At 72.0% G+C, this 23,397-nt stretch carries 20 protein-coding genes and 1 pseudogene; 12 read left to right on the forward strand and 9 right to left on the reverse strand.

Features of this window, described 5'->3' with window-relative positions:
* Positions 1-559 precede the first annotated feature (559 nt).
* Positions 560-715 carry a hypothetical protein gene (locus tag OG974_RS00665; protein WP_327278994.1) on the reverse strand — a complete coding sequence of 52 codons (156 nt, stop codon included), beginning with the start codon at positions 713-715 and terminating at the stop codon, positions 560-562.
* A gap of 188 nt (positions 716-903) precedes the next feature.
* Positions 904-1,191 carry a hypothetical protein gene (locus OG974_RS00670; RefSeq protein WP_327278995.1) on the reverse strand — a complete coding sequence of 96 codons (288 nt, stop codon included), beginning with the start codon at positions 1,189-1,191 and terminating at the stop codon, positions 904-906.
* Between the two features lie 427 nt (positions 1,192-1,618).
* On the opposite strand from OG974_RS00670, the gene OG974_RS00675 reads away from it, so the two are divergent.
* Entirely contained in the window at positions 1,619-1,927 is a 309-nt protein-coding gene (locus tag OG974_RS00675) for a TIGR02679 domain-containing protein (RefSeq protein ID WP_327278996.1), read from the forward strand.
* 45 nt (positions 1,928-1,972) lie between these two features.
* Here the strand turns inward: OG974_RS00675 and OG974_RS00680 are convergent.
* The 7 genes and pseudogenes from OG974_RS00680 to rfbB all read right to left on the reverse strand — a co-directional run bounded on the left by OG974_RS00680 (position 1,973) and on the right by rfbB (position 10,229).
* A pseudogene (locus OG974_RS00680) lies at positions 1,973-2,664 on the reverse strand (chorismate synthase).
* A complete protein-coding gene (locus OG974_RS00685; protein ID WP_327278997.1) occupies positions 2,646-3,977 on the reverse strand; it encodes an MFS transporter in 1,332 nt (443 codons plus the stop codon). Before OG974_RS00685 ends, OG974_RS00680 begins: the two are co-directional and overlap by 19 nt.
* Positions 3,974-4,846 carry a glucose-1-phosphate thymidylyltransferase RfbA gene (gene rfbA / locus OG974_RS00690; protein ID WP_327278998.1) on the reverse strand — a complete coding sequence of 291 codons (873 nt, stop codon included), beginning with the start codon at positions 4,844-4,846 and terminating at the stop codon, positions 3,974-3,976. Before rfbA (OG974_RS00690) ends, OG974_RS00685 begins: the two co-directional genes overlap by 4 nt.
* A 238-nt stretch (positions 4,847-5,084) precedes the next feature.
* Positions 5,085-6,779 (reverse strand): 3-deoxy-7-phosphoheptulonate synthase, encoded by a 1,695-nt coding sequence (locus OG974_RS00695; RefSeq protein WP_371645035.1) that lies wholly within the window; start codon positions 6,777-6,779, stop codon positions 5,085-5,087.
* Between the two features lie 71 nt (positions 6,780-6,850).
* Positions 6,851-8,116 carry a hypothetical protein gene (locus tag OG974_RS00700; protein ID WP_371645037.1) on the reverse strand — a complete coding sequence of 422 codons (1,266 nt, stop codon included), beginning with the start codon at positions 8,114-8,116 and terminating at the stop codon, positions 6,851-6,853.
* A gap of 150 nt (positions 8,117-8,266) precedes the next feature.
* Positions 8,267-9,136, reverse strand: coding sequence for a glucose-1-phosphate thymidylyltransferase RfbA (gene rfbA, locus OG974_RS00705; RefSeq protein WP_327279001.1), 870 nt, complete (start codon positions 9,134-9,136; stop codon positions 8,267-8,269).
* A gap of 76 nt (positions 9,137-9,212) precedes the next feature.
* Positions 9,213-10,229, reverse strand: a complete 1,017-nt coding sequence (gene rfbB / locus OG974_RS00710; RefSeq protein ID WP_328764047.1) for a dTDP-glucose 4,6-dehydratase — start codon at positions 10,227-10,229, stop codon at positions 9,213-9,215.
* A gap of 426 nt (positions 10,230-10,655) precedes the next feature.
* On the opposite strand from rfbB, the gene OG974_RS00715 reads away from it, so the two are divergent.
* The 11 genes from OG974_RS00715 (at position 10,656) to OG974_RS00765 (ending at position 23,334) form a co-directional block, all read left to right on the forward strand.
* Positions 10,656-11,597: a DapH/DapD/GlmU-related protein gene (locus OG974_RS00715; RefSeq protein ID WP_371645040.1), complete on the forward strand. Its 942-nt coding sequence runs from the start codon at positions 10,656-10,658 to the stop codon at positions 11,595-11,597.
* A gap of 143 nt (positions 11,598-11,740) precedes the next feature.
* Positions 11,741-13,945, forward strand: coding sequence for a prenyltransferase/squalene oxidase repeat-containing protein (locus tag OG974_RS00720; protein WP_371645042.1), 2,205 nt, complete (start codon positions 11,741-11,743; stop codon positions 13,943-13,945).
* Positions 13,942-15,183 (forward strand): MFS transporter, encoded by a 1,242-nt coding sequence (locus OG974_RS00725; protein WP_327279004.1) that lies wholly within the window; start codon positions 13,942-13,944, stop codon positions 15,181-15,183. The genes OG974_RS00720 and OG974_RS00725 overlap by 4 nt, the downstream gene beginning before the upstream one ends.
* Complete coding sequence (locus tag OG974_RS00730; protein ID WP_371645044.1) at positions 15,180-16,106, forward strand: NADP-dependent oxidoreductase; 927 nt, start codon at positions 15,180-15,182, stop codon at positions 16,104-16,106. Before OG974_RS00725 ends, OG974_RS00730 begins: the two co-directional genes overlap by 4 nt.
* Positions 16,107-16,332: 226 nt before the next feature.
* Entirely contained in the window at positions 16,333-16,680 is a 348-nt protein-coding gene (locus OG974_RS00735) for a helix-turn-helix domain-containing protein (RefSeq protein WP_327279006.1), read from the forward strand.
* 92 nt (positions 16,681-16,772) lie between these two features.
* On the forward strand, positions 16,773-17,618 hold the full coding sequence (locus OG974_RS00740; RefSeq protein WP_328764050.1) for an aldo/keto reductase: 846 nt from the start codon (positions 16,773-16,775) through the stop codon (positions 17,616-17,618).
* Entirely contained in the window at positions 17,615-18,157 is a 543-nt protein-coding gene (locus tag OG974_RS00745; RefSeq protein WP_327279008.1) for a hypothetical protein, read from the forward strand. The genes OG974_RS00740 and OG974_RS00745 overlap by 4 nt, the downstream gene beginning before the upstream one ends.
* A complete protein-coding gene (locus OG974_RS00750; RefSeq protein ID WP_371645046.1) occupies positions 18,154-18,645 on the forward strand; it encodes a hypothetical protein in 492 nt (163 codons plus the stop codon). The genes OG974_RS00745 and OG974_RS00750 overlap by 4 nt, the downstream gene beginning before the upstream one ends.
* A 6-nt stretch (positions 18,646-18,651) precedes the next feature.
* Entirely contained in the window at positions 18,652-19,596 is a 945-nt protein-coding gene (locus OG974_RS00755; RefSeq protein ID WP_329314787.1) for an MAB_1171c family putative transporter, read from the forward strand.
* 312 nt (positions 19,597-19,908) lie between these two features.
* Positions 19,909-20,787 carry a methyltransferase domain-containing protein gene (locus tag OG974_RS00760; RefSeq protein WP_327279011.1) on the forward strand — a complete coding sequence of 293 codons (879 nt, stop codon included), beginning with the start codon at positions 19,909-19,911 and terminating at the stop codon, positions 20,785-20,787.
* A gap of 45 nt (positions 20,788-20,832) precedes the next feature.
* Complete coding sequence (locus tag OG974_RS00765; protein WP_327279012.1) at positions 20,833-23,334, forward strand: LuxR C-terminal-related transcriptional regulator; 2,502 nt, start codon at positions 20,833-20,835, stop codon at positions 23,332-23,334.
* Positions 23,335-23,397 lie beyond the last annotated feature (63 nt).

Raw genomic sequence — 23,397 nt, forward strand, 5'->3', positions numbered from 1 at the left:
ACGCGGAGTCGGGGCGCATCACCTGCTGATATCAGCAGTAGGCATTCCGGGTGGGGTCTTGGGCTAGACGGGTGAAGGGAATACCACTCGTTCGGCTCAGCGCGCCCAGGCGTGCGAGAGGAGCTAAACCCGAATCGCGCGGCGCCTTGGCGCACTCTTCCAAGAGGAAAAGACTCCCTTTTCCGCCGTCTTCCAGGGTGTTCTCAACCGGGCGTGCCGGGCGTACTCGCGCTCCTGAGACAGTCTGGTGGAATCACGGCCGAAAGGAAAGGATTCAGCACCGAGATGAACTGCGATATTCCTTCGCGGTATCCGGAATTTTCGGGGGTGTCACGGCCCGCCGCAGCCCCTCGGCGCACCGGCTGTCGGGTACGTCGAGGGGCTGTCGGTGGGCGCGTCACCTTCCGGCGTCCGCCGGAGTGGGGGCAGGATGCCAACCGGAGCCTGCGCCGTGTCACCTGCGCGGTGGTGCGGTGCGGCGGATGGCCGGTAGATGCCCGCGATGCCGTGCGGGTGCGCGTCCACGGGAGCCGGCCGCTTCCTCGTGCCGACAGGGACCCTACGGGCGGACCGCCGTGATGGAACCGCCCCCACCCGCCCTCCTGTTGGCCGCGTCGGCCTCCTGTCGCGTGGGGTAGTCGCGCGTGACCCCGTTGGGGAGGACCAGCCGGTAGACGAGCGTGGACCGCCCGGCGCGTCCGCAGTTGCATGCCATGGTCTTCCTCCTTCTGTTCGGCCGCTCCGGCGGCCGGTCAAGGGGGAGGGTCCGGGGAACTCCGAGGCAGGACGAGTCCCCGGCCCGTTCCCTGTGCCTTTTATCCCCGGGCATCGCACGGTGACACTCACCGCCATATAGTCATATTATCTCTGGCGCTGATAAAGAAGATTCTCCTGACATGACTGTCAGTCAAGCCAGTTGGCTGCCAGGCCGGTGAGATAGGAAAGGGTGAGCGTCATGGCGCCCATCTGGAACCACGTTTCCCCTCCGACCCAGTGGGCGAGCGTGGTGACGGCGGCCGCAACCCAGATACTGGCGCACCATCCACAGGTGATCAGATATGCCGGGTGGGAGTCTTCGCCGAAACGGTTGGCGACCCGGGAGCGAAACCCCGCAGCGAGGGCGTCCTTGGTGATGAATCGCGTGACGCGACAGACTGTGCCGAGCGACAGGAGGAAGATCAGCGCACTCATGGAATTCATCGTAGGGTTTCCACTTCCCGTTCCTCTCGCGTTTCCTCGAATACGCCGGGAGGGTCGGAGCGGCGGGGAATGCCGGGAACGCCGGGGAATGCCGCGGAATGCCGGGGTGCCCCGCGGGGCCGGCGGTGCCCGCGGGGTCGGCGGTGCCTGTGGAACGGGGCCCTGGGCCCGACGCCGTTCCGTCGGCGCGGGCTCGTCGGCGTTCACCCGGCACCTACGGAGCCCGGCGCGGGCGCGCCGCACTTGTGTTCTGCACGGTGAGGTGGGCGAAGGGGCTGTACCGTCCGGTCGAGGCTCCGGGGCGCTGGCGCTGGCGCTGGCGGTGACGGTCAACGCCGCCCGTTGTCCCCCAGCGGACAGGCACGCAGACGGGGGCGAGAGCTCTTGGCTGACTTACACCTGTCCTCGCAACCGCCCCATGCTTACTGGCCACTTCCTCTGCGACCAGGAGGACGCGTCTCAGCCTGCTTTCGCGGCCCGTGTCCTCGGCAGCGCCCACGTCCTCGACGACGGCACCCCGCAGGCCAACGGCACCCTGGCCGGCATCCGAGCGCTGACCGGTTTCCCCGACGGCACGGGCGCCGAATGGCGCCAGACGGCCCCGGTCGCCTTCGAGCAAGAGCCACTGCGTGCGCATCCAGCGCTTGACGCGGAGCGTGGAGGCTTCTACTACCCGGACAGCGACGAGGCAGTCCTGGATGTGCTGCTGACGGACCTCGCGGGGTGAGGACTCGCTTCCGCGAGCCTCGCGGTGGCGCCCCCTGAGGGGCGGTCAGCAGCGCAACGCGCCGGCACCGTAGAGGGAGGTCGCGTGGCGCCACTCCGAGTTGCCGACCGTGACCGCCACTGGTGAGCCGAGGGACAGGCCGTGGCGGACGCCGCCCAGGAGCGTGACCTCGTCCTGTTCGAACCTCATCCGGGCGCCGCGGCCGTGACCGAGCCGGCGCACGGCGAGTTCGGCGGCCACCAGGGAGGTGGTCACGGGGACGCAGGCGGGGAGGCCTTCCAGCGTGGCCACCAGGGCCGGGCCGTGCGACTCACCGGCGGTCAGCCAGCGCAGCCACTGCTCCACCAGGGCCCGGACGTCGCCCAGGCCGGTGTCCCGGCCGAACGGGGCCGCGCCCGCCCGACACAGCTTGATGCCGTTGTACCGGGCCGGGTCGTGGGAGGCGGTGAACATGGCCCCCGGCAGGCCGAGTTGCCCCGACGCGAAGTACAGCTGGTCCGTCGAGCACAGGCCGATCAGGACGGTGTCCGCGCCGCGGGCCGCCGCGCCGTGCGCGAACGCCCTCGACAGGCCGGGCGACGACGGGCGCACGTCGTGGCCGACCACGATCTGTCGGCGCCCGTGACCTCGACGAACGCGGCTCCGAACAGTTCGGCGAGGCGCTCGTCCCACTCGTCCGGGACGACGCCGCGCACGTCGTAGGCCTTGACGATCCGGTCTAGATGCCCGAGCGGCATGGGGTCCTCCCTGCGAGGTGGATCGCCAGCGCGCCGATCAGGCCGGCCGCGGCGAAGGTGACGAAGGCCCACTGCTGTGCGCCGTGGGCGACCACGGCCCCGCCCAGTGCGGGGCCCACGACCGCGCCGAGGCGGCCGATTCCGGTGGCCCAGCCCAGGCCGGCGGAGACCTGCGCGGACGGGTAGAGGGCGGGGACGGTGGCGTAGACCATGACCTGGGCGCTGAACAGCCAGATGCCGGTGAACGCGACGATCACGTACGTGACGGGGAGCGGCAGCCGTTGGGTGAGCAGCAGGGCGCCGGCCGCTGTCAGCAGGAACCAGACGGCCGAGACGCGGGCGGCTCCGAACCGGGTGGCGACGGCGCCCGCGATCAGCATGCCGACGATTCCGCCCGCGTTGATGACGAGGAGGAAGGCGACCGAGGACGTGGGGCCGTATCCGGCGGCCCGCATGAGCTGGGGCAGCCAGGTGTTCACGCCGTAGACGAGCAGCAGTCCGCAGAAGGATGCGGCCCACAGCAGCGGGGTGGCCTTGCGGCCGGTGCCGCGGAGCAGGGCCAGGGCAGTGTTCCAGCGGGCCCGGGCTCCGGCTGCCGGCGCCGTCGTGGCGTGCGGGGGCCGCAGCCCGTAGCGGCGGGCCAGCTTCCGGGCCTCGGCCGTGCGCCCCTTGGCCAGCAGGACGGCCGGGGACTCGGGCAACAGCCACAGCAGCAGCGGTACGGCCACCAGCGCGGGCACGACCCCCGCCCAGAACACCGAGCGCCAGCCGCTGTCGGCCGCCAGGGTGAGGCTCAGAACGGTCGCGAGCATGCCGCCGACGTGGTAGGAGGTCATCAGCGCGCCGGCGGTCAGGGCGGCGCGGGCGCCCGGCGCGAACTCCATCACCACGTTCAGGCAGATGGGCATGACCCCGCCGAGGCCCAGGCCGGTGATGAACCGCCCCAGTCCGAAGGCCTCGACTCCGTGGGCGGCGGCGCACAGCGCCGAGCCGGCCGAGAACAGCAGGGTGCCACCGACGATCATCGGCCGGCGGCCGGTCCAGTCGGTGAGGTTGCCCGCGGCCAGGGCACCGATGAGCATGCCGAAGGTGGTCCAGCTGCCGACGGTCCCGGCGGTGGCGGAGGTCAGGCCCAGTCCGGGGTCGGCGAGCATCCGGGGCATCACCGCCCCGTACACGTTGACGTCCATGCCGTCGAAGAGGACGACCAGCCAGCACAGGGCCAGCACGACGAGGGGACGACGGCGGGCAGGGCGGTGGCCCGCGGCGACGGCGGCCCGTGGCGGCCGGCTCAGGGTCCGAGCGGTGGTCATGCGGCGCCCGCCAGTTCCAGGACGTACCGGCCGTAGCTGGTGGAGGGGGACAGGCCGGTGCCGAGGACGGCGAGCTGCTCGGCGTTGATGTAGCCCATGTGGTAGGCGACTTCCTCCACGCAGGAGATGCGGATGCCCTGGCGCTTCTCCAGCAGCTGCACGAAGAGGGAGGCTTCGAGGAGGCTGTCGTGGGTGCCGGTGTCGAACCAGGCGGACCCGCGTCCGAGGTTGACCAGGCGGGCCCGGCCCTGCTCCACGTAGCGGAGGTTGAGGTCGGTGATCTCCAGCTCCTGGCGGGCCGAGGGCGCGAGGCGGGCAGCGTGGTCCAGGGCGTCGTTGTCGTAGAGGTAGAGGCCGGTGACGGCGAGGTTGGAGCGGGGGGCGGTGGGTTTCTCCTCCAGGGTGAGGATGTTGCCCGCCTCGTCGACGGTGGCCACGCCGTAGCGCTCGGGGTCGCTGACGGGGTAGCCGAAGAGGGTGCAGCCGTCGAGGCGGGCGGCTTCGTCGCGGAGCATGTCGGGCAGGCGGTGCCCGTAGAAGATGTTGTCCCCGAGGATCAGGCAGACCTGTTCGTCCCCGACGAACTCGCGGCCGATCAGCAGGGCTTCGGCCAGGCCCTTGGGCTGGTCCTGGACGGCGTACTCCAGGCGGATGCCGAGCCGGCCGCCGTCGCCGAGAAGGGAGCGGTAGACGTCGAGGTGTTCGGGAGTGGAGATGATCAGGATCTCCCGGATTCCGGTCTGCATCAGCACCGAGAGCGGGTAGTAGATCATCGGCTTGTCGTAGACCGGCAGCAGCTGCTTGGAGTGGACGCTGGTCAGCGGGCGGAGCCGGGTGCCGGAGCCTCCGGCGAGGATGATTCCGCGCATGGGCGCGCGCCTTTCTGAGTCGGGGCGGGCCGCCTCGGGCGGCCGTCGCGGTGGCGGTGAGCGACTGCCACTACCGGCTGTTCCCGTGGTACCGGGCGACGGTCCACGGATCCCGTGATGGGGCCGGGCGGGGGGGGGGCGGGACGCCGTGCGCGGCGGAGTCCCGCCCCCCCCCCGCCGCACCGGGCCGAATGCTCTCCGTGGAGCAGAGCGCTTCGGCGTCGTACCCGGCGGCCGCTCAGGCGGTCAGGCTGAGGGCGGGGGTGGTGGTGACGAGGAGGGTGGCGATCAGGTCGGCCAGATGGAGGGACTGGGACGGGTTCAGACGGGGGTCGCAGGAGGTGTGGTAACGGCGTCCGAGCCAGGTGTCATCGATGTCCACGTCCACGCACTCGGTGACGTCGTCTCCGGAGAGCTCCAAGTGGACGCCACCGGGGAGAGTGCCGGTCTCCCCACAGGCGGCGAAGAAGCCGCGCAGTTCCTCCTCGATCGCCCGCATGGTGCGGGTCTTGATCCCACCCGGGCTGGTGACCCCGTTGCCGTGCATGGGGTCACTGACGAAGCGGTCGGCCAGGCCTGCCGCGGCGGCTGCGGTGAGCAGTTCCCGGGCACGCTCGTGGGCCAGTGCCCGGCCCATCCGGAGGATGAAGGTGAGCCGGCCGGGGAGGTTGTCCGGGTTGAGGACCGCGTGCAGGGAGAGGAGTTCGTCGGGGGTGCAGCCGGGGCCGATCTTGACTGCGATCGGGTTGGCGACGCCGGAGGCGAACTCGATGTGCGGGCCGGTGAGGGACCGGGTGCGTTCACCGATCCACAGCAGGTGACCGGAGTGGGCCCAGCGGGCGCCGTCGTCGGGTGAGATGCGGGTCTGCGGGAGTTCGTAGTCGAGGAGCAGGGCCTCGTGGGAGGTGTAGATCCCCGATCCGGACAGGAAGGAGAGGGTCTTGGCCGACTCGCGGTAGGCGCGCAGCAGGTTGCTCGGGTCGGGGGTGCGGGCCGCCTCGGTGTAGGCGGCGGCGTTGACGGCGTCCCCGAGGTAGGAGGGGAGGGAGGCGTCGCCGCGCAGCTCGACGGGTGACGAGCGCGGCTTGGCGTACTGGCCGGCGATCCGGCCGAGGGTGACGACCCGTGCACCGGAGCCCTGGCTGATCCGCTCGGACATGGCGCGCAGCAGGTCGACACGGTTGCGCACGGAGCGGGGGGTGTTGTCGGCGAAGGTCTCGGCGCAGTCACCGCCCTGAAGGAGGAAGGCCGGGCCGGCGAGTTCCGTCCGCAGGGCGCGGGCCTCCGCCATCGGGACGAGCGGGTCGGCGTGGGCGAGGACCTGTCGGACGCGGGCCGTTTCCCGGGGGTCGGGCCACCGCGGCTGGTGGTCGGCGAGCGCGACGCGGGACCCGGTCGCGGTCTCGGCCCGGGCCTCGGCCTCGGTCGTGGTGGTCACGAAGCGGGGATTGAAGACCTCGTGCACGAGGACCGTGGCGTGGTTGGAGAAGGCGATCTCGTAGGCGCGGCCGGGCGAGCCGGCCGGAAGCAGGCCGAAGCGTTCGGTGGTGAGGCCGGTGGCGAGGATCCTGCGGCGCTCGTACAGGCCCCGGCTCCGCGTGTGCAGGCCGAACGGGGTGTTGCCGCTGGGTATGACGCGGGGGGCGTCGACACTGCGGAAGGTGATCAGGTTCTCGCTGATCACGGCGCCCGTGCGGTCGCGCAGGCGGGAACGGCGGATCCGCAGGTCCGTGTGGGGGCTGGAGCCGAAGACGTCGGAGAGGTGACCGGGGGTCCGCAGCGTGGCCGGGTCGGGGCCCGGCAGCACCTCGGCGGTGAGCGGGGAGTCCACGAGCGATTGCAGCAGCACGGTCGTGGAGCCTTCGTTGCGCAGCATCATGCGGGTCGCCGACGGCAGCGCGGGGGGCTCGGCGAATTCGGGGTACGCGGACAATCGAAACACCTTTGCATCGGTGATGGTCATCGTGGCGTGGACGTGGTGGTACGTGCGGACCGGTCGGTGGGTCAGGCTGCTTCGGCGGGTCCCTGGTGGGCGCCGGCCTCGGCCACTACCTGGCCGATCAGTTTTGCGGCGGCCTCGGCTCCGTTGCCGGTCGGCGCGATGGCCCGGGACGCTTCGGCGGTACGGGCGCGGAAGGTCTCCGGTTCGTCGAAGGCCGCGCGCAGGATGGTGAGCAGGGTTTCGGCGTCGGGTTCGGTGGCCGTGGTGTAGCCGAGGTAGTCCAGCCGGGCCATGGCTTCCCGCTCGTGGTACTCGTCCCGTCCGCTGAGCACGTAGGCGACCGGGGCGCCCATGACCGCGAGCTCGGTGACCGAGAGCCAACCGGGGGGCGAGAGGATGACCTTGGAGTGCTTGACCAGGGAGTGCCAGTCGGCGACGTAGTCGACGAGGACCACGCCGTCGAGCTCTTCGGTGAACGTCTGTCGGCCGATCACGACGAGTCGGGCCGTCGGGTGGTCGACGCGCAGCTTCTCGAAGGCGGTGAGGTACCCGTCGAGCAGCCGTTCCTTGTTCTCGGTGAACATGGTGGTGCCGCCGAAACCGACGATGGCGTACTCGGCGCCTTCGAGGCCGAAGCGGGCGTCGATCTCGGCGCGGGGCGCGGGGTCGGCGGCGCAGTCATCACGGACGATCGGGCCGACGACGTGGCCGTTGCCGGCTGCCAGGGCGGCGAACACCGGGGTGTCTCGGTCGAGTTCGGGCACGCAGGGCTTGTCGGTGAGGACGGCGCGGGCCCGACGGGTCACCCATGCGAAGAGGGTGGTCAGCGATGTTCGAATGGCGTCGACCTCGTCGGGGTCGTCCAGAACGAAGCCGGCTTCCAGGAGGGTGGCGTTGTCGATCTGGCCGAGGGTGAAGTCGTATCGCTCCGTGACCAGGACGTAGGGGACGCCGGAGATCTCGGCGGCCAGGCACGCGGCGACGTTGTAGTCACTGACGACGACATCGGGTCGGACGGCGCCGATCAGCGCGATCGCGGCGAGCATCCGGTCGCCGCTGATGAACGTGCGGTTGAGGTAGCCGGTGACGTACGACGTCCAGTCGAAGCTTCGGGCGAGCTGCGAGGTGTTGGCGTGGTCCTGCTGATCGGAGGCGGTGTGCACGTGCACGCCGAGAGCCTCGAACATCGGGGTGAACAGGGCGCTCTTGGAACCGAGGTACACGTGCTGCTCCGCGCCGGGGAACAGCGCGTGCACCTTCGCGGCCACCGCGAGGGCCCGCATGTTGTGGCCGGTGCCGGTCTCGGCCGGCAGGTGGAGGACCTTCATCTGTGGCACCTTTCGAGGTGGGTACGGGCGGGTTCGGCCTGCTGGGCGGGACCCGGCAGGCGGAACCGGACCCGGCGGCAGGCCCGCGCCCTGACTGCGGGACGGCGACGCGGGGGAGTGGAGGGGCGGAGCGAGATCCGGTCGGCTGGCTCAGGCGTTCGCCAGCTCCATCACGTACTGCCCGTAGCCGGACGAGGGGGAGAGCTCTTTGCCGAGCAGGGCCAGCTGCTCGCGGTCGATGTAGCCCATCCGGTAGGCGACCTCCTCCAGACAGGAGATCCGGATGCCCTGGCGCTTCTCCAGCACCTGTACGAACATCGCGGCCTCCAGGAGGCTGTCGTGGGTGCCGGTGTCGAACCAGGCGGACCCGCGTCCGAGGTTGACCAGGCGGGCCCGGTCCTCGCGGACGTAGGTGAGGTTGAGGTCGGTGATCTCCAGCTCGCCGCGGTCGGAGGGGGTGAGCCCGGCGGCCCGGCGCACCGCGTCGCCGTCGTACATGTACAGACCGGTGACGGCGAGGTTGGAGCGGGGGGCGGTGGGCTTCTCCTCCAGGGTGAGGATGTTGCCCGCCTCGTCGACGGTGGCCACGCCGTAGCGCTCGGGGTCGCTGACGGGGTAGCCGAAGAGGGTGCAGCCGTCGAGGCGGGCGGCTTCGTCGCGGAGCATGTCGGGCAGGCGGTGCCCGTAGAAGATGTTGTCCCCGAGGATGAGGCAGACGTCCTGTCCGTCGGCGAACGGGCCGCCGAGGACGAGGGCTTCGGCGATGCCGCCCGGCCGCGGCTGCACGGTGTAGGAGAGCGAGACGCCGAGGCGTTCGCCGTCACCGAGGAGCGCCCGGTAGCTGTCGATGTGCTCGGGAGACGAGATGAGAAGGATCTCGGTGATTCCGGCCTGCATGAGCACGGACAGCGGGTAGTAGATCATCGGCTTGTCGTAGACCGGCAGCAACTGCTTGGAGTGCACGCTGGTGAGCGGGCGCAGGCGGGTGCCGGAGCCTCCGGCGAGGATGATGCCGCGCATGGTTCCCCCTTGGGGCGCTTGGCGCAGGGCGCCGGTGCGCTGGGCGCCGGGCCTTGGACGGATGGTGGGACGGGCGTCAGCCGGCGTCGGTGCTCGTGCTCGTGACGCCAGCGCGGACACCGGGTGTGGCCAAGAGGAGGGGGCGCCACCAGTCGGTGTGCTCCCGGTACCAGGCGATGGTCTCGGCGAGGCCGTCTTCGAAGGCGACCTCGGGTCGGTAGCCGAGGGCGCGCAGCTTGGAGTCGTCCAGGGCGTAGCGGCGGTCGTGGCCCTTGCGGTCGGCGACCGGGCGGACTGCGGACCAGTCGGCACCACAGGCGTCGAGGATCAGTTCGGTGAGGCGACGGTTGTTCAGTTCCCGGCCGCCGCCGATGTTGTAGACCTCTCCCGATTCGCCCTTGGCGAGGACGAGGTCGATGCCCCGGCAGTGGTCGTCGACGTGGAGCCAGTCGCGGACGTTGAGGCCGTCGCCGTACAGCGGCACCGATCCGCCTTGCAGGAGGGTGGTGACGAAGAGCGGGATGACCTTCTCGGGAAACTGGTACGGGCCGTAGTTGTTGCTGCAGCGCGTGATGGAGAGGTTCAGCCCGTGGGTCCGCGTGTAGGCCAGGGCGAGCAGGTCGGCACCCGCCTTGGCGGCCGCGTAGGGCGAGTTGGGGGCCAGGGGCCACTCCTCGGTCCAGGCGCCCTCGTCGATGGATCCGTAGACCTCGTCCGTGGAGATGTGGACGAACCGCGGCAGGTTGGCGGTCCGCGCGGCGTCCAACAGGTTCTGGGTGCCGAGGACGTTGGTACGGACGAACTCGGCCGGGTCCTGGATGGAACGGTCGACGTGGGTCTCGGCGGCGAAGTTGACCACCGCGTCCACGTCGGCGAGCAGCTTCGGGACGAGGTCCGGGTCGGCGATGTCGCCCTCGACGAACCGCAGCCCGGGATGGTCCGCCACCGGGGCCAGGTTGGCGAGGTTGCCCGCGTACGTCAGCTTGTCGAGCACGGTCACGCGGTCCACCGCGAGGTCCGACCGGCCGTCGAGAAGCCTTCTCACATAATTTCCGCCGATGAAACCAGCGCCACCGGTCACCAATACGTGCATGAAAATGTATCCGCCCTTCGACGGTGTCACTCGATATTCCGCGGCGCATGGCGCCGTCCGGAGAAATGAGGAAGGAAGAGGGAACGGAACGATATCGCCTATTCGGCGAACCCCCGTTGCCTCCGTGCACTCCTGGCCTGGACGCAGTTGCGGCCTGGAGGCGGTGTCCAAAGATCGTAGAACATCGAACATCCCTGCGCAACACTATACTAGCCAATGCCGAGGTCAGCGGGGCGTGGCAGTGATCACGTGCAAGGCAATGGCTTCGTCAAGTTCGCACCTGGGAGGCAGAAGCGGAATTCAGCATTCCCCCAAGGGGGGTCGATGCGAAAGGGTTTCGAACTTGAGGAACCATGCGGGAAAGGGTGGACAGAAACTCCGAAGGCGGGTTGCGGAGCTGACCGCGGAACACTAGTTTCCGACTACATGGAACATTCCCTGGCGCCGTCGGCGCTCATAGAGGGCCATACCGATGTGGCGCCCGGAACGACCGTCGGGCCCGGCACTTGGATCCGGTTCGGCACCTCGCTGAGCGGGTCCGCGCTCGCGGGCGGGGTCTTCGTCGGCTTCCGCTGCCGGCTGGACGGGGTCCGCGTGGCGGGAGGTTGTCAGATCGCCTCGCTGGCTCGGATCGGACGCCCGGGCGCCGCCCCCGTCGCGATCGGGGCCGGTGCTTGGATCGGTGCGCGGGCCGTGGTGGAACCCGGGGTCCGCATCGGCCCCGGGGCCGTCGTTGCCGCAGGGGCGCACGCTGTCGAGGACGTCCCCGCCGATGCGATCGTCGTGGGCCGCCCGGCGCGCGTGCTGCGCCGACGCGAGGTGGTGCAGGACGAGGCGCCCGATTTCACTGCCATCATCGACCGGGTCCGGGCCCGCGGCGACGCCGGGCGGGTGCCCCTGCCCGCCCATTGGACCTCGGACGGAGGCGGTTTCCTCGATGCGGCCCTCTCCGGCGGCCCCGGCGTGCGCCTGGGCGCAGGGGTGATCGCCATGGGCCGCCCCGACGGGCCGTCACCGCGCGGGGGCGTACGCGTCGGTGCGCACGTCCGGATCGGGGCCGGGGCGATCCTTGAGGGGTCCGGCGGCATCGACATCGGGTCGGAGGCGGACCTGGGCGACGGCGTCCTGGTCGTCTCCAGCGGCCACGACCTGAGCCGTCGCTCCCTGCCCTGGCAGGACGGGCCGGTCCGGGTCGGTGCGGGCGTCGTGATCGGCGCGGGAGCGACGATCGTCGGCCCCTGCCGGCTCGGCGACGGGGCGATCGTCGCCCCTGACTCCGTCGTCGTCGGCGACGTGCCCGCCGGCGGCTTCACCGCCGGAGTGATCTCCACCGCGAGCCCGGCCCGCCAGGCCCTGTCGCGCTCCTGACACCCCTGCTCGCCCCAACTCCCTTTCCCTCCTATGCCGTCGCATCGCGACTTCTGCTACGCTCCCCATACTTCGAACTTCTTCGAATAACGAAATTTGGGAGCGGGCGCCCGACCCACGCGCTCCGGATCCAAAGGAACCCGATGACCAGTCCTCCTTCTCTCCGCACGTTCGTCCGGGATCACGTCCTGGACGAAGGGGCCCGCGTCCCGGCCGTCCTCGGCCGCGACTCCGCCGACGTGATCACCCCCGACCGCACCCTGCGGGACGCCGCCCTGGCCCTCCTGACCCTCCCCGCCCCGGACGAAACCGACCTCACGCGCCGACTCCTCGGCGCCCTGCGGGAGTTCACGGACCCGGACCTGCCGGGCTTCCGCGAGTTGCTCGACGTCACCGGCGCACCCCACCCGATCGGCGACGTCCGCACCCCCTCCGTGCAGGCACTCGCCGCCTGGGCCCTGCACCGGGCCGGGACGCTGACCGGTGACGAAACTCTGCTCACCGAGGCCGAGAGTCAGCTGGACCACGTCGTCGGGGCGGTCCTCGCCCACGACTGGCCGGCCCGGCTGGACCGCTCCGCGACCGCCGTCCTGGACGAGGCCGGCCCGCTGGCGGAGACCGCCGTGCTGGTTCTGGCCGCCGACGCCCTGACCCCGGCCACCGGTTCGGCCTTCCTCGACGCAGCGGCCGACCGGCTGGACCGCTACGTCCACGGCGACGCCGTCTGGGACCTGCTGACCCCTCGCGGGGTGCCGGACACGCTCCGAGGCCACCGCACCGGACCGGCCGCCCTGGCGGCCCTGGCCTGGGCGGCGCTCCACCGGCGCGGTCGTGCCGGCGCCGCGGACCGGGCCCGCCGGACCCTGGCCCACGTCCACGGCCACCACCAGCACGTCGGCACCGGTGGCTACTGGGACCGCAGCTCCGCCGACTCGGTGGTGCGCGTCGACGCGGTCGCCGCCCTGCACGGCCGCCCCGACTCGCCGTTCCCCGCGAAGTTCGTCGCCGACCACGCCCTCCTCGCCCTGGCTGCGCGGACCGTCGCCGCGTTCGACGACGTGGACGCGGAGGGCGGACCGGTCCTGAAGGCCCTCGCCGAGGAGGCCGAAGCCGAGCTGGAACGCAACACCGACCCCGTGGCGGGCGGTGTCTTCCACGGCCAGGGCAGCTGGTTCTCCACCCCTGTCGACCCGACGGTCCCGCTCGCCCGGCACGTCATGGTGCCCCCGCGCACCACCGGCTCGTTCGCCGTCGGCAACACCACGTACGTCCCCTTCCACGGCAAGCACGCCCGCACCCAGCTGCTGGCCCTGGCCGCACTGGGCGACCGGGTGGTCACCCCCCGCCCCGCGCCGGAGCTCGTCGAGCGTCCGGAGCCGGACCCGTTCGACAACGACCTGGGACACGTCACCACCGGGCGGCTGTCCGAGGGGCTCATCGACATCGAGCACTACCTGCGCTGGCTGCGCTCCACCGCCTCCGGCCTGGGCTACGGCCTCACCCCGTACCGGTCCCCGCTGGGCCTGCGCTCCGACCGCACCGCGCAGACCTTCTCGGTGCTCCACGTGGTGTCCGACCTGCTCGCCCTCGGCGAGCCGGTGCCCAACACTCCCGGTGTGCTCACCGGTGTCTTCGCCACGCAGAACCCGGACGGCGGCTTCGGCGAACAACCCGCCCTGCCCTCCGAGACGTTCACCACCTACTGCGCGGTGCTGACGGCCGTCGTGCTGGGGGGCGCTGACCACCCCGACTTCGACCGGGACGCCTGCGTGGCCTTCCTGCGGTCCTGCCAGCGCCCGGAAGGCGGGTTCGGCAACGCGCCCGGCTTCCCCTGCGACGCCTGGCACTCCCACCTCGCCACCCTGACCCTCGTCGCCCTGGGCGCCCGCCCCGAGCGGGAGGACGACCTGGTGGCCTACCTGCTCGCATGCCGCAACCCGGACGGCGGCTACGGCAACCGTCCCGGCTCCCCGTCCGACACCTTCGCGACCTTCCGTGCGGTCGGCGCCCTGATCGCGCTCGGCCTGCGCCCGCCGCACTCCGACGAAACCGTCGTCTGGCTGCGCAGCCTGCAGACCGAGACCGGCGGTTTCCGCTACCGGACGGACGGCGCGGAGAGCTTCGTCGGCTCTTACCACGCCATCGGCGGGCTCTACATGCTGGGCGCCCTGCCGACCGACACCGAGGCCTGCGTCCGGTGGATCACCGTCCGCCAGAGCGCCGACGGAGGTTTCTCCCGCGCCCCCGGCGCCCCCTCGGAGACCACCGACGAGGGATTCATCGCGGTACAGGCACTGCACATGCTCGAAGGGAAACTCAACCGCTCCTGGGCGGTGATGATGACATGACCACCACCTCGCCAGTCTCCTCCTCCACCGCCGGCGCGACGTCGGCGCAGCCTCCGGCCGCCCGCTCGTCACGGACCGTCGCCTTCCTCGCGTTCGCCACGATGTTCGTCATCGGGACGGACACCTTCCTCGTCGCACCCCTACTGCCGACCCTGACCGACGCCTTCGACGTCTCCCCCGACATCTCGGGCTGGATGGTCAGCGCCTACGCCCTGGGGTACGCCGTCTTCGCCCTGATCGCCGGGCCGATCTCGGACGGGCGGGACCGGCGCCGGGTGTTGCTGACCGGACTGACCGGGTTCATCGTCATGACGGCGCTGTGCGGGTTCGCACAGGGGTTCTGGACGATGATCCTCTTCCGGTTCCTCGCCGGCGTGAGCGCCGCGTTCGTCTCCCCCCAGATCTGGGCGTCCATCCCGGTGCTGGTGAAGCCCCAGGAAATCGTCCGGACCATGGGCTTCGCCACTGCGGGGCTGTCCATCGCCCAGTTCGCGGGCATCCCGCTCGGCAGCTGGCTCGCCGCAGGCTCCTGGCACCTGCCCTTCTGGGCCATCGGCGGCCTCTCGGTGGCGCTGTGGCTGCTGCTCGCCCGCCTCTTCCCGTCGGTGCCGGGCCGGCCCGGGGCCGGCAGCGGGGCCAAGGCCATCCTCGGCACGTACAAAACGGTGCTGGGCGCCGGCCGATTGCGCTGGTACCTGCTGGGCTACCTCGTCTTCCAGACCGGCAACTTCGAGGCGATCTCCTTCCTCGGTTCCTGGTTCACCAAGGACTTCGGGCTGAACGTCTCCTCCGTCGGCACCGCGATGATGGCGGTCGGCGCGGGCAACGTGATCGGCTCCCTGTTCGGCAGCCGGCTCATCGCGCGCCTGGGCCTATACCGGTCCTTGCTGACCGGCGTGCTGACCATGGGCGTCCTGTACTGCCTGGTCCCGCTCGCCCCGAACCTGGGGGTCGCGCTGACGCTGCTCGCCCTGGTGATGATGGTCGGCGGGTGCGTCTTCCCGGTCTTCATGAGCATCCTGCAGTCGCAGACCGAGACCGCCCGGGGCACCGTCTCCTCCCTCTCCAACTCGGCGATGTACGTGGGCACCACCGTCGGCGGCGCCGTCGGAGGGGTGCTCCTCGGCAACGTCACGGGGTTCTGGGGCGTGGCCGGGTTCACCGTCGCCGCCTACCTGCTCTCGCTCGCCGTGTACGCGGCGGCCGGCGCCTTCCGGAAGCGGGAGGCGGGCGCGTGAGCACCGCGGTCCTCTTCGACCGGTACGGGGACCCCGGGGTCCTGTACCCGGCCGAGGTACCCGACCCCGTGGCCGGGCCCGGTCAGGTCGTGGTCCGGCACACCGCGATCGGGGTCAACCCGATCGACTGGAAGATCCTCTCCGGTGAGGTCCGCGAGCACGTCCCGATGGACCTGCCCGGCGGCTGCCTCGGCGTCGAGGCTGCGGGCGTGGTCGTGGAGGTCGGCGCCGGGGTGCGCCGCTTCCGCGTCGGCGACCCCGTCATCCGGCACGGCCGGCCCGGCGCGTTCCGGGAGTACGAAGCCGTGGCGGCCTCGCAAGAGGCCGACGAACTCACCCTCCGCCCCGACCGGTTCCCCGACGAACAGGCCGCCGTCCTGCCGGTGGCCGCCGGCACCGCGTACTCGGCCCTGCGACGGGTGGGGCTGCGGCCCGGGGAACGGCTGCTGGTGCACGGCGCCTCCGGCGGCGTGGGCCTGGCCGTGGTGCAGCTCGCCCTGCTGCTGGGCGCGGGCGAGGTCGTCGGGACGGCCTCGCCCGCCCGGCACGACCTGGTCCGCGCCGTGGGGGCGACCCCGGTCGCGTACGGGGAGGGGCTGTCGCAACGACTCACGGAGCTGGGGCCGTTCCACGCCTCGGTCGACTGCGCGGGCGGGCCGGAGCCCACCGAGACGGCCGTCCGACTCGTCCCGGGCTCCTCCCGCCGGGTCACGATCGTCCCGGACACGGCGGCCCATGGGCGCGGGGTCCCGTTCCTGGAACACTTCCCGCTGGAGCTGGCCAGCACCCTGGACCTGATCGGCGCGGCCCCGTTCGAGCTGCCCGTGGCCGCCCGGTACCCGCTGGAGCAGGCCGGCGAGGCGCTCGCGCACTCCCTGCGGGGCGGCGTCGGAGGGAAGATCGTGCTCGTGCCCGGCGGGTGAACCCGTGATCGGGCCCCGGGGCCGAGTGTCCGGCTCCGGGCCCGTGATCGGGCCCGAGGGCCGAGTGCCCGGCTCCGCGGCGCGGGCCGACGGGCCCCGAGACCCCAAGGCCCCTCCCCCGGCGGGCCATGTTCTTCTATCATCGTAGAACGTTGAATCTGTCGGGCCTGGAGGTACCCGCCCGGAAGGCTCGGCCCTGGTGCCCACCACACGAAGAAGGTCGCCCATGCGCAGCCCGCTCTACCACCCCGAACGGTCCGAGGTCTCCCTGGACCGGGTGCTGCACGCGCTCAGCGATCCCATCCGCCGGGACATCGCACGCGTGATGTTCCTGGAGGGCTCCCGCTCCTGCGGCCAGCTCGTCTACCCGATCGCCAAGTCGACGCTCTCGCACCACCTGAAGGTGCTGCGCGAGTCCGGTGTCATGCACACCGAGGTCCGGGGCACGACCCGCATCATCACCCTGCGCCGCGACGACCTCGACGCCCGGTTCCCCGGGCTCCTCGACGCCACGCAGATCACCAGCCCCGCGCCGGACGCCGAACCGGTCGGCGCGGGCACGGACTCCGCCTGAGGGGACCTCCCCGGCCCCCGCTCACGATCCCCTCGGGCCTCGACATCCGGCGCGACCCCCTGCGCCGGCCTCTTGCAGTGAAGGGATCACCGATGACCTCGACCGTGCCCCGGCGCGTGGCCCGCAAGGCCGGCGTCGACCTCCCGGTGCTCGGACTCGGCACGTGGCGGACGATCGACCGGGTCGGCCCGGACCGACTGGCCGGCCTGCTGGCGGCCGCCCGCACGGTCGGCGCCCGACTGGTGGACACCGCCCCGGTCTACTCCGACGCGGAACCCCGACTCGCGGAACTGCTCCGTGACGACCCGTCGTTCTTCGTCGCCACGAAGATTTGGGACACCGAACCGGAGGCGGTCGAGGCCGTCTTCGCCCGCCAGCTCGCCGGCTACGCACGCTCCTCCATCGACCTCCTCCAAGTGCACAACCTCAACGGATGGCATGCCAACCTGGCCTGGCTGGACCGGCAGAAGGCGGCCGGGCGGGTCCGTTTCACCGGCGTCACCTACCAGTTCGACCATGCCTTCGGTACGGGTGGCAGCCGAGCCGACCTCGCCCACGTCCTCGCCACCGACCTGGTGGACTTCGTCCAGGTCAACCTGAACGCGGCGGAGCCCACCCTGGCCGAGGACGTCCTCCCGGCCGCCGCCGAGGCCGGCATCGGCGTGGTCGTGATGCGACCGTTCGGCGAAGGCGCTCTGCTGGCAGCGCCGCCGCCCGCCGCCTTCCTGCGCGAACTGGGCTGCACGAGCTGGCCCGAGGCCCTGCTGCGCTGGGTGCTCGCGCACCCCCAGGTCACCACCGTGCTGACGGCGACCTCCCGGCCGGAGCACTTCCTCGCCAACGCAGCAGCCGTCCGCTCGGGTCCGTTGGGCCCGGCGGAAGCGTCCGCCGTGGCCGACCACGCCCGGTCGGCCCTGGGGGCGAGGTCCGGGCGATGAGCACGAAGCGAACAGACGGCGAACGGAGCGGCACCTTGGCCGGGCACGGCGCCGGTGAGAGCCTCACCGGCCGGATCAACCACCTCTTTTCGGTAGCCGGATCCCGGGACCATCGAGGCCGGTGGCAAACCTTCGGCACCGGCGAGGTCGCCGACCTGATCAGCCGTTCCGAGGGCCGCTACGGGGTCCGGCTCTCCCGCAGCTACCTGGCGATGCTCCGGTCCGGGCGCTACACCAATCCCTCGATCGCCGTGGTGATGGCGCTGGTCCGGTTCGTCAACGACCATCTCGCCGAGGGTCATCCGGAGATCACCGTCGACTGGCTCACGTCCGGCGCCACCGCGGCCGCCCCCGGCCCCGGCGTCGACCCGGGCGCACCGGCCGCCGACTCCACGGCCCTCGGGGCCGACATGGCCGGCGCGCTCGGCGCGCTCGCGGACCGGCAGGTGCAGCACATCGCCCTGCGTGCCGGGCGCATGACGCCCGAGCTCCGGGACCGGCTCATCGCGATCCTCGACACGATGGAGGGGACCTCGTGACCACCGGCCGGCTCAGCAGCATGCGCGACTGCCGCAGGTACGTCCGCTCCTTGCGGCTCGATCCGTATTCCTCCGCCCACGAGCTGTGCGACCAGATCGGCTCGGCGCGCGGCCGGCCCATCCGGGTGATCGAGGCGCGCCTGCCGGTCCCGGGCCCCATGGGGGTCTGGGTCTGCCGGACCGACGACGACGTGGTGATCGTTCAGGACCTGGCCGTCGGGGCCCACCGCGACCACATCGTGCTGCACGAACTCGCCCACATCCTCTGCGAGCACGAGGGGGATCGGTACCGACACGACGAGCCGGCGCTGTCCGCGCTCGACGGCGTCCCCGAAGGGGGCGCCGTGGTCCGGTTCCGCTCGGTCCACGACTCGGCGGTCGAGCGCGAGGCGGAACTGCTGGCCGCCGCGTTCGCCGAGTTCGCGATCGACGACCGGGCCGAGGCACGCGTGGCCTGGGACGTACAGCGGTACTTCGGCGGGGCCTGAGCCATCGTGATCACCCGGCTCCAGTCCCTGCTGTCCGCGTTCCTGTGCCTGTCCCTGCTCGCCAAGATGGTGGCGCTGCGCGTGGGCTCCCGGCCGACCCCGCAGGCTCCGCTCCTGCTGACCGCGTTGGGCAGCTTCACCCTCGCCGCACTCGTGGGCATCCCCGCCGTCCGCGCGCGGATCCCGTTCGCGACCGAGCCCGGGGTCGCCTCGATCATCATGGACACCGGCGTATCGGTGAGCCTGGCCCTGCTGGCGACCTACTTGTGGACGCCCCTGGGGCGCGCGGGCTCGGTTCCCTGGTGGCGAGGACGGCTCTTCCTGACCGCGTGGGCGGTGAGCGGGCTGCTCGCCGTCTTGATGGCATCGACTCCGGCGGCCCTGCGCACCGACCCGCTGCAGAACCAGTACACCGGGGACTGGCGGATCGTCGGCGTCTACGTGATCGGGAACCTGTTCTTCCTGGTGTGCTCCGGAGCCGCGGCGATCGCCTGCGCCCGGATCGTCCGGATGGTGCGCGGCCACATCGCCGTCGGGGTCGCGGTGGGGGCCGTCGGCATGGTTGCCTACGCGGTCACCTGCGTGAACCGGCTGCTCCTGGTGGCCGGTCAACCGCTGCTGGAGGGCGACTGGTTCACCTGGTACAGCGTGCTGAACTTCGTCTTCACCGAGGCCGCGGTCCTGGCCAGTGTGCTCGGCCTGCACTTCACCGCCGTCTGGCGGGTCATCGTGGGCTGCCGGCGGATGTTCGACGACCTCCGGGTCTTCCTCCGCCTCGGGCCGGCGTGGCGGCGGCTGACCGCGCTCCACCCGGACGTGGTGCTGCCCTGGGAACCCGGACCCCGCGGCCTACGGGACCGGCTGGACCTCTCGTACCGCAGGTACCGGCGGGAGATCGAGTGCCAGGACGCCCTGCTGCTGACCGGCCCCGAACCGGCAGGGCGGCCTTGACCGATGCCGGCCTGACGCGTCGTGCCCGGGTGCGCAGGCGGTGGGCGGCGGTGGGCGGCGGCGCCCGGGCCGGGGCCGGGGGGTGGGTGCGGGGCGGTTCGTTTGGGCCGGGCAGGCCGGGGGTTCCCCGGCCTGCCCGGCCGTTGTGATTAAGGGCCGATAAATTCTGGACGGGGGTGGGTGGCATAACGGTTGGTGATGGGGGAGAGTGTGGCTCGCTATTGGACGCGTTGGCCGGATCGTGTTGATATTGGCCAACAAATGCGGTGGGTGGCCAGGGTGGTGGCCCTTTGAATTTTCGGGAGACTTGCAATGGGAACCGTTGAGAACACCGAAGAGATGTACAACCTCTTCAACAAGACGGCCAGGGCTTATGACCAGAGCGGTGTGGAGTTCTTCCGGCCCATCGGGCGTCGGCTCGTCGAGTTCTCGGGGATTTCCGCCGGGGCGTCCGTGCTGGACGTCGGCGCCGGTCGCGGTGCCGCGCTGTTCCCGGCCGCCGCGGTGGTCGGCAAGAGCGGCGAGGTCGTCGGTATCGACATCTCCGAGGAGATGGTCAAGTACGCGCAGGAGGACGCGGAGGAGCTCGGCCTGAAGCAGGTCAGCATGCAGGTCATGAACGGCCAGAAGCCCGAGTTCGAGGCCGGCCGGTTCGATGCGGTGATCGGCAGCTGCAGCCTCTTCATCTGGGTCAAGGGTGCCGATGACGTGCGTCCGTACCTGGAGCTGCTGCGCGAGGGCGGGCGGTTCGCGACGGCCGCGCCGTCGTTCTTCTCCACCGCGCGCGGCAAGTGGGCGCTCTTCCCGGAGGTCGTCAACGAGCTGCTGATGCCGTACATGCTGCAGTCGCTGAAGCAGAGCGGCGCGTACGACTCCCAGTTCGCCAACGCCGGTGCGAACTGGCTGATCACCGCGGAGTCGATCGAGAACACCCTCACGGAGGCCGGGTTCACCGACGTCGAGGTGATCGAGGAGGAGCTGCCGGTCGTCGTGAATTCGGGCGAGCAGTGGGTCGAATTCACGTACACCACCGGAATGCGCGGAATGTGGGAGCGCATCGAGGAGAACGAGCGCCGCGAAGTCATCGCCGAGGTTTCCCGGCGACTGGACACCCTGCGTGACGAGAACGGGGTCATCTCCGTTCCCGTTCCGATCGTCTACATGCGCGCCTCCGCTCCGAAGGCCGCCTGAGACCGGCCCATCGGGGAATTCGTTCGGCATTGCAGCGGGGGAGAAGTGGCAGCAGTGGTCGAAGGTGACTGGCCCCTCTCCGCGAGGGAGGCGGAACTCGCGGAGATCAAGGAGTGGGCGGCCGCGGGCGTCGGCGCACTCATGGTGGGCGAGCAGGGGGTGGGCAAGACCACCCTCCTGAACGCCGCGCTGCGGCAGGCCGAGCGCGGCGGGGCCCGCGTGGTGCGCGGGGACGCCGTGCGCGACCACCTGTACGGAGGGGCGCAGCCACACGCTGCGCGCCGCCGGGTCGCCGTGGCGCTCGACGACGTGCACCTGGCCGACCCGGTGACGCTGGGGCTGGTGTGCCGGCTCGCGGACAGCGGTCAGGCGCTGCTGCTGGCCACCGCCCAGCCCGGCGCCGCCCTGCCCAACGGGCTGCGACGCCTGCTGATCGGCAAACGCGTACGGCGGCTCGCCGTGGACGCCCTCGACCGTTCGGGCGCCGTACGGATGCTCACCGCCCGCCTCGGCGGGCCGGTGGCCGTCGCCACCGCGGAGCGCTTCTGGGACCTCAGCCTCGGGAACGCCCTGATCCTGCGCGAACTGGCGGACCAGGCCCTCGCCGAGGGCACGCTGCGCCAGGTGCGCGGCCGGTGGCAGTGGCCCGGCCTGCCGGCCGCGCCCGACAGCAGGCTGGTCGACCTGGTGGACCTGCTCCTCGGCGACCTCGACCCGGACGAGCGCGAGCTGGTGAACATGCTGGCGCTCGCCGGGCCGCTGGAGGCCGGTCTGCCGGTCGTCGACGCACGGGGAGAGGCGGCGGAGTCGCTGAACCGCCGTGGCGTCCTCGTCGCGGAGCGCTCCCGGTTCCGGCTCTCGCTGCGGCTCGCGCACCCCCTCTGCGCGGCCGTGGTCGAGGCGACCCTGCCGGAGCTGACGGCGCGTCGTCTGCGGCAGGAGATCGCCGACGCGATCAAGGCCACCGGGGCCCGCCGGCCCGACGACGCCGCCCGGATCGTCAGCCTCGGGCTGGGGGCGGGGCCGCTGCCCGATCCCGTGCAGGTGGGGCGGGCGGCCGTCGGTGCGCTGCGCGGCGAGGACCACCGGCTCGCGGAGCGGCTCTGCCGCGCCGCGATCGCCGCCGGTGCCACCACGGCCGACGGCGGCATCGCCGTGACCCTCGGGCAGGCCCTGGCCGGCCAGTCACGTCACGTCGAGGCCGAGGCCTGCTTCGCACGGGCGCCGCACTCCGCCGCCGTACTGCGCCCGAGGGCCCTCAACATGGGACTGGGCCTGGGCCGGCTGGCCGAGGCGGAAGCCGTCGCCGCGACCGACCGCGCAACGCGGGCCGTCGTACGGCTGCTCAAGGACCGGATCGGGGAGGCGCGGCAGCTGGCCGAAACGGCGCCGGGCACGGAACCCCTGCTCGCCCTGCTCCACCACCAGGCGGGCGATGACGGGGCCGCCCTGGCGGTGCTGTCCGCGGCCCGACCGACCCTGGCCGGCCGGGACGAGGCGGCACGCTGTGAGTACCTCTACGTCACCGGGTGCATCACCGCGCACGCCAGGGGCCTGACCGAGGCCGGGGCGGTGCTGGCGGAGCTGCGCGAGCAGGCCGGCGACGGCGGCCCGCGCACGCGTGCGTACGCCCGTCTGCTGGAGGCGCGCATCCTGCGCGCCGCGGGTCGTACGGTCGAGGCGGTCGAGCTGCTGCGGCAGGCGGCCGCGTACGGCGGGACCACCGACTGGCTCAGCACGCGCTCCGTGCGCCTGGCCCGACTCGCCGGTGCGGTGGCCGAGTCGGGCGACGCGCTGGAGGCCGCCTCGCTGCTGGCGGAGGCCCGGGAAGCCCAGCGGGACGAGTGCGCGTACCCGCTGATGGCGGATGCGGTGGAGCTGGAGGGCGCGCTGGTGACGGCGGGACTCGGCGACCGCGCGGCCGCGGCCGGCCAGGCCTTCGAGGTCGCCGAACGGGCGCTGGCCGCCGGCCGGCCCGCCCAGGCGCTCTCCGCGCTGCACCTGGCGGCCCGGGCGGGTGCGGCGCCCCGGGCCGCGGCGGTCGCGGAGGCCGCGGCGCTCCCCGTGCGGATGGCGGACGACGTCGTACTGCGGCACGTCCTGGCGCTCGCGGAAGGCGACGGCGAGGCCCTGGACGGGGTCTCCCGGCGGTTCGACGACCTGGGGTTGCTGCCGCTCGCGGCGGAGGCCGCCGCGCAGGCCGTGCGGGCTCACCAGGCGTCCGGCGACCGCCGCGGGGCCCGGGTCGCGCAGGCGATGAGCGCGGAGCTGGTCTCCAGGTGCGGCGCGGAGCCGCCGGTGTGGGCCGTACCCGTCGATCCCCGGGATCCGGGCGCCCGTACGGAACTGACGGCCCGGGAGCGGGAGGTCGTGACCCTCGCGGTCTCCCAGCTGTCCAACCAGGAGATCGCCGACCGGCTCGTGCTGTCCGTACGCACCGTGGAGAACCATCTCTACCGCGCGTACGGGAAGTTGGGCGTCACCGCGAGGACGGAGCTGGCTCCCGTCCTGGGCATGGGAACCGTCCAGGTCAGACGCATCGCCTGAGCAGAGAGCGACGAGAGGTGCGGGAGGGCTGGAGGCAAGGGCCGGGCACGGCGGGCCCGTTGC

It is taken from the genome of Streptomyces sp. NBC_00597 (assembly GCF_041431095.1).
Taxonomy (GTDB): domain Bacteria; phylum Actinomycetota; class Actinomycetes; order Streptomycetales; family Streptomycetaceae; genus Streptomyces.

Bases quoted from the DNA above. Each gene is read 5' to 3' on its own strand.
- OG974_RS00740 (WP_328764050.1), top strand. From the start codon at position 16,773: ATGACCTCGACCGTGCCCCGGCGCGTGGCCCGCAAGGCCGGCGTCGAC.
- OG974_RS00675 (WP_327278996.1), top strand. From the start codon at position 1,619: ATGCTTACTGGCCACTTCCTCTGCGACCAGGAGGACGCGTCTCAGCCT.
- rfbA (WP_327279001.1), bottom strand. From the start codon at position 9,136: ATGCGCGGCATCATCCTCGCCGGAGGCTCCGGCACCCGCCTGCGCCCG.
- OG974_RS00685 (WP_327278997.1), bottom strand. From the start codon at position 3,977: ATGACCACCGCTCGGACCCTGAGCCGGCCGCCACGGGCCGCCGTCGCC.
- OG974_RS00665 (WP_327278994.1), bottom strand. From the start codon at position 715: ATGGCATGCAACTGCGGACGCGCCGGGCGGTCCACGCTCGTCTACCGG.
- OG974_RS00725 (WP_327279004.1), top strand. From the start codon at position 13,942: ATGACCACCACCTCGCCAGTCTCCTCCTCCACCGCCGGCGCGACGTCG.
- rfbA (WP_327278998.1), bottom strand. From the start codon at position 4,846: ATGCGCGGAATCATCCTCGCCGGAGGCTCCGGCACCCGGCTCCGCCCG.
- OG974_RS00715 (WP_371645040.1), top strand. From the start codon at position 10,656: ATGGAACATTCCCTGGCGCCGTCGGCGCTCATAGAGGGCCATACCGAT.
- OG974_RS00700 (WP_371645037.1), bottom strand. From the start codon at position 8,116: ATGAAGGTCCTCCACCTGCCGGCCGAGACCGGCACCGGCCACAACATG.
- OG974_RS00760 (WP_327279011.1), top strand. From the start codon at position 19,909: ATGGGAACCGTTGAGAACACCGAAGAGATGTACAACCTCTTCAACAAG.
- OG974_RS00670 (WP_327278995.1), bottom strand. From the start codon at position 1,191: ATGAGTGCGCTGATCTTCCTCCTGTCGCTCGGCACAGTCTGTCGCGTC.
- OG974_RS00745 (WP_327279008.1), top strand. From the start codon at position 17,615: ATGAGCACGAAGCGAACAGACGGCGAACGGAGCGGCACCTTGGCCGGG.
- OG974_RS00735 (WP_327279006.1), top strand. From the start codon at position 16,333: ATGCGCAGCCCGCTCTACCACCCCGAACGGTCCGAGGTCTCCCTGGAC.
- rfbB (WP_328764047.1), bottom strand. From the start codon at position 10,229: ATGCACGTATTGGTGACCGGTGGCGCTGGTTTCATCGGCGGAAATTAT.
- OG974_RS00720 (WP_371645042.1), top strand. From the start codon at position 11,741: ATGACCAGTCCTCCTTCTCTCCGCACGTTCGTCCGGGATCACGTCCTG.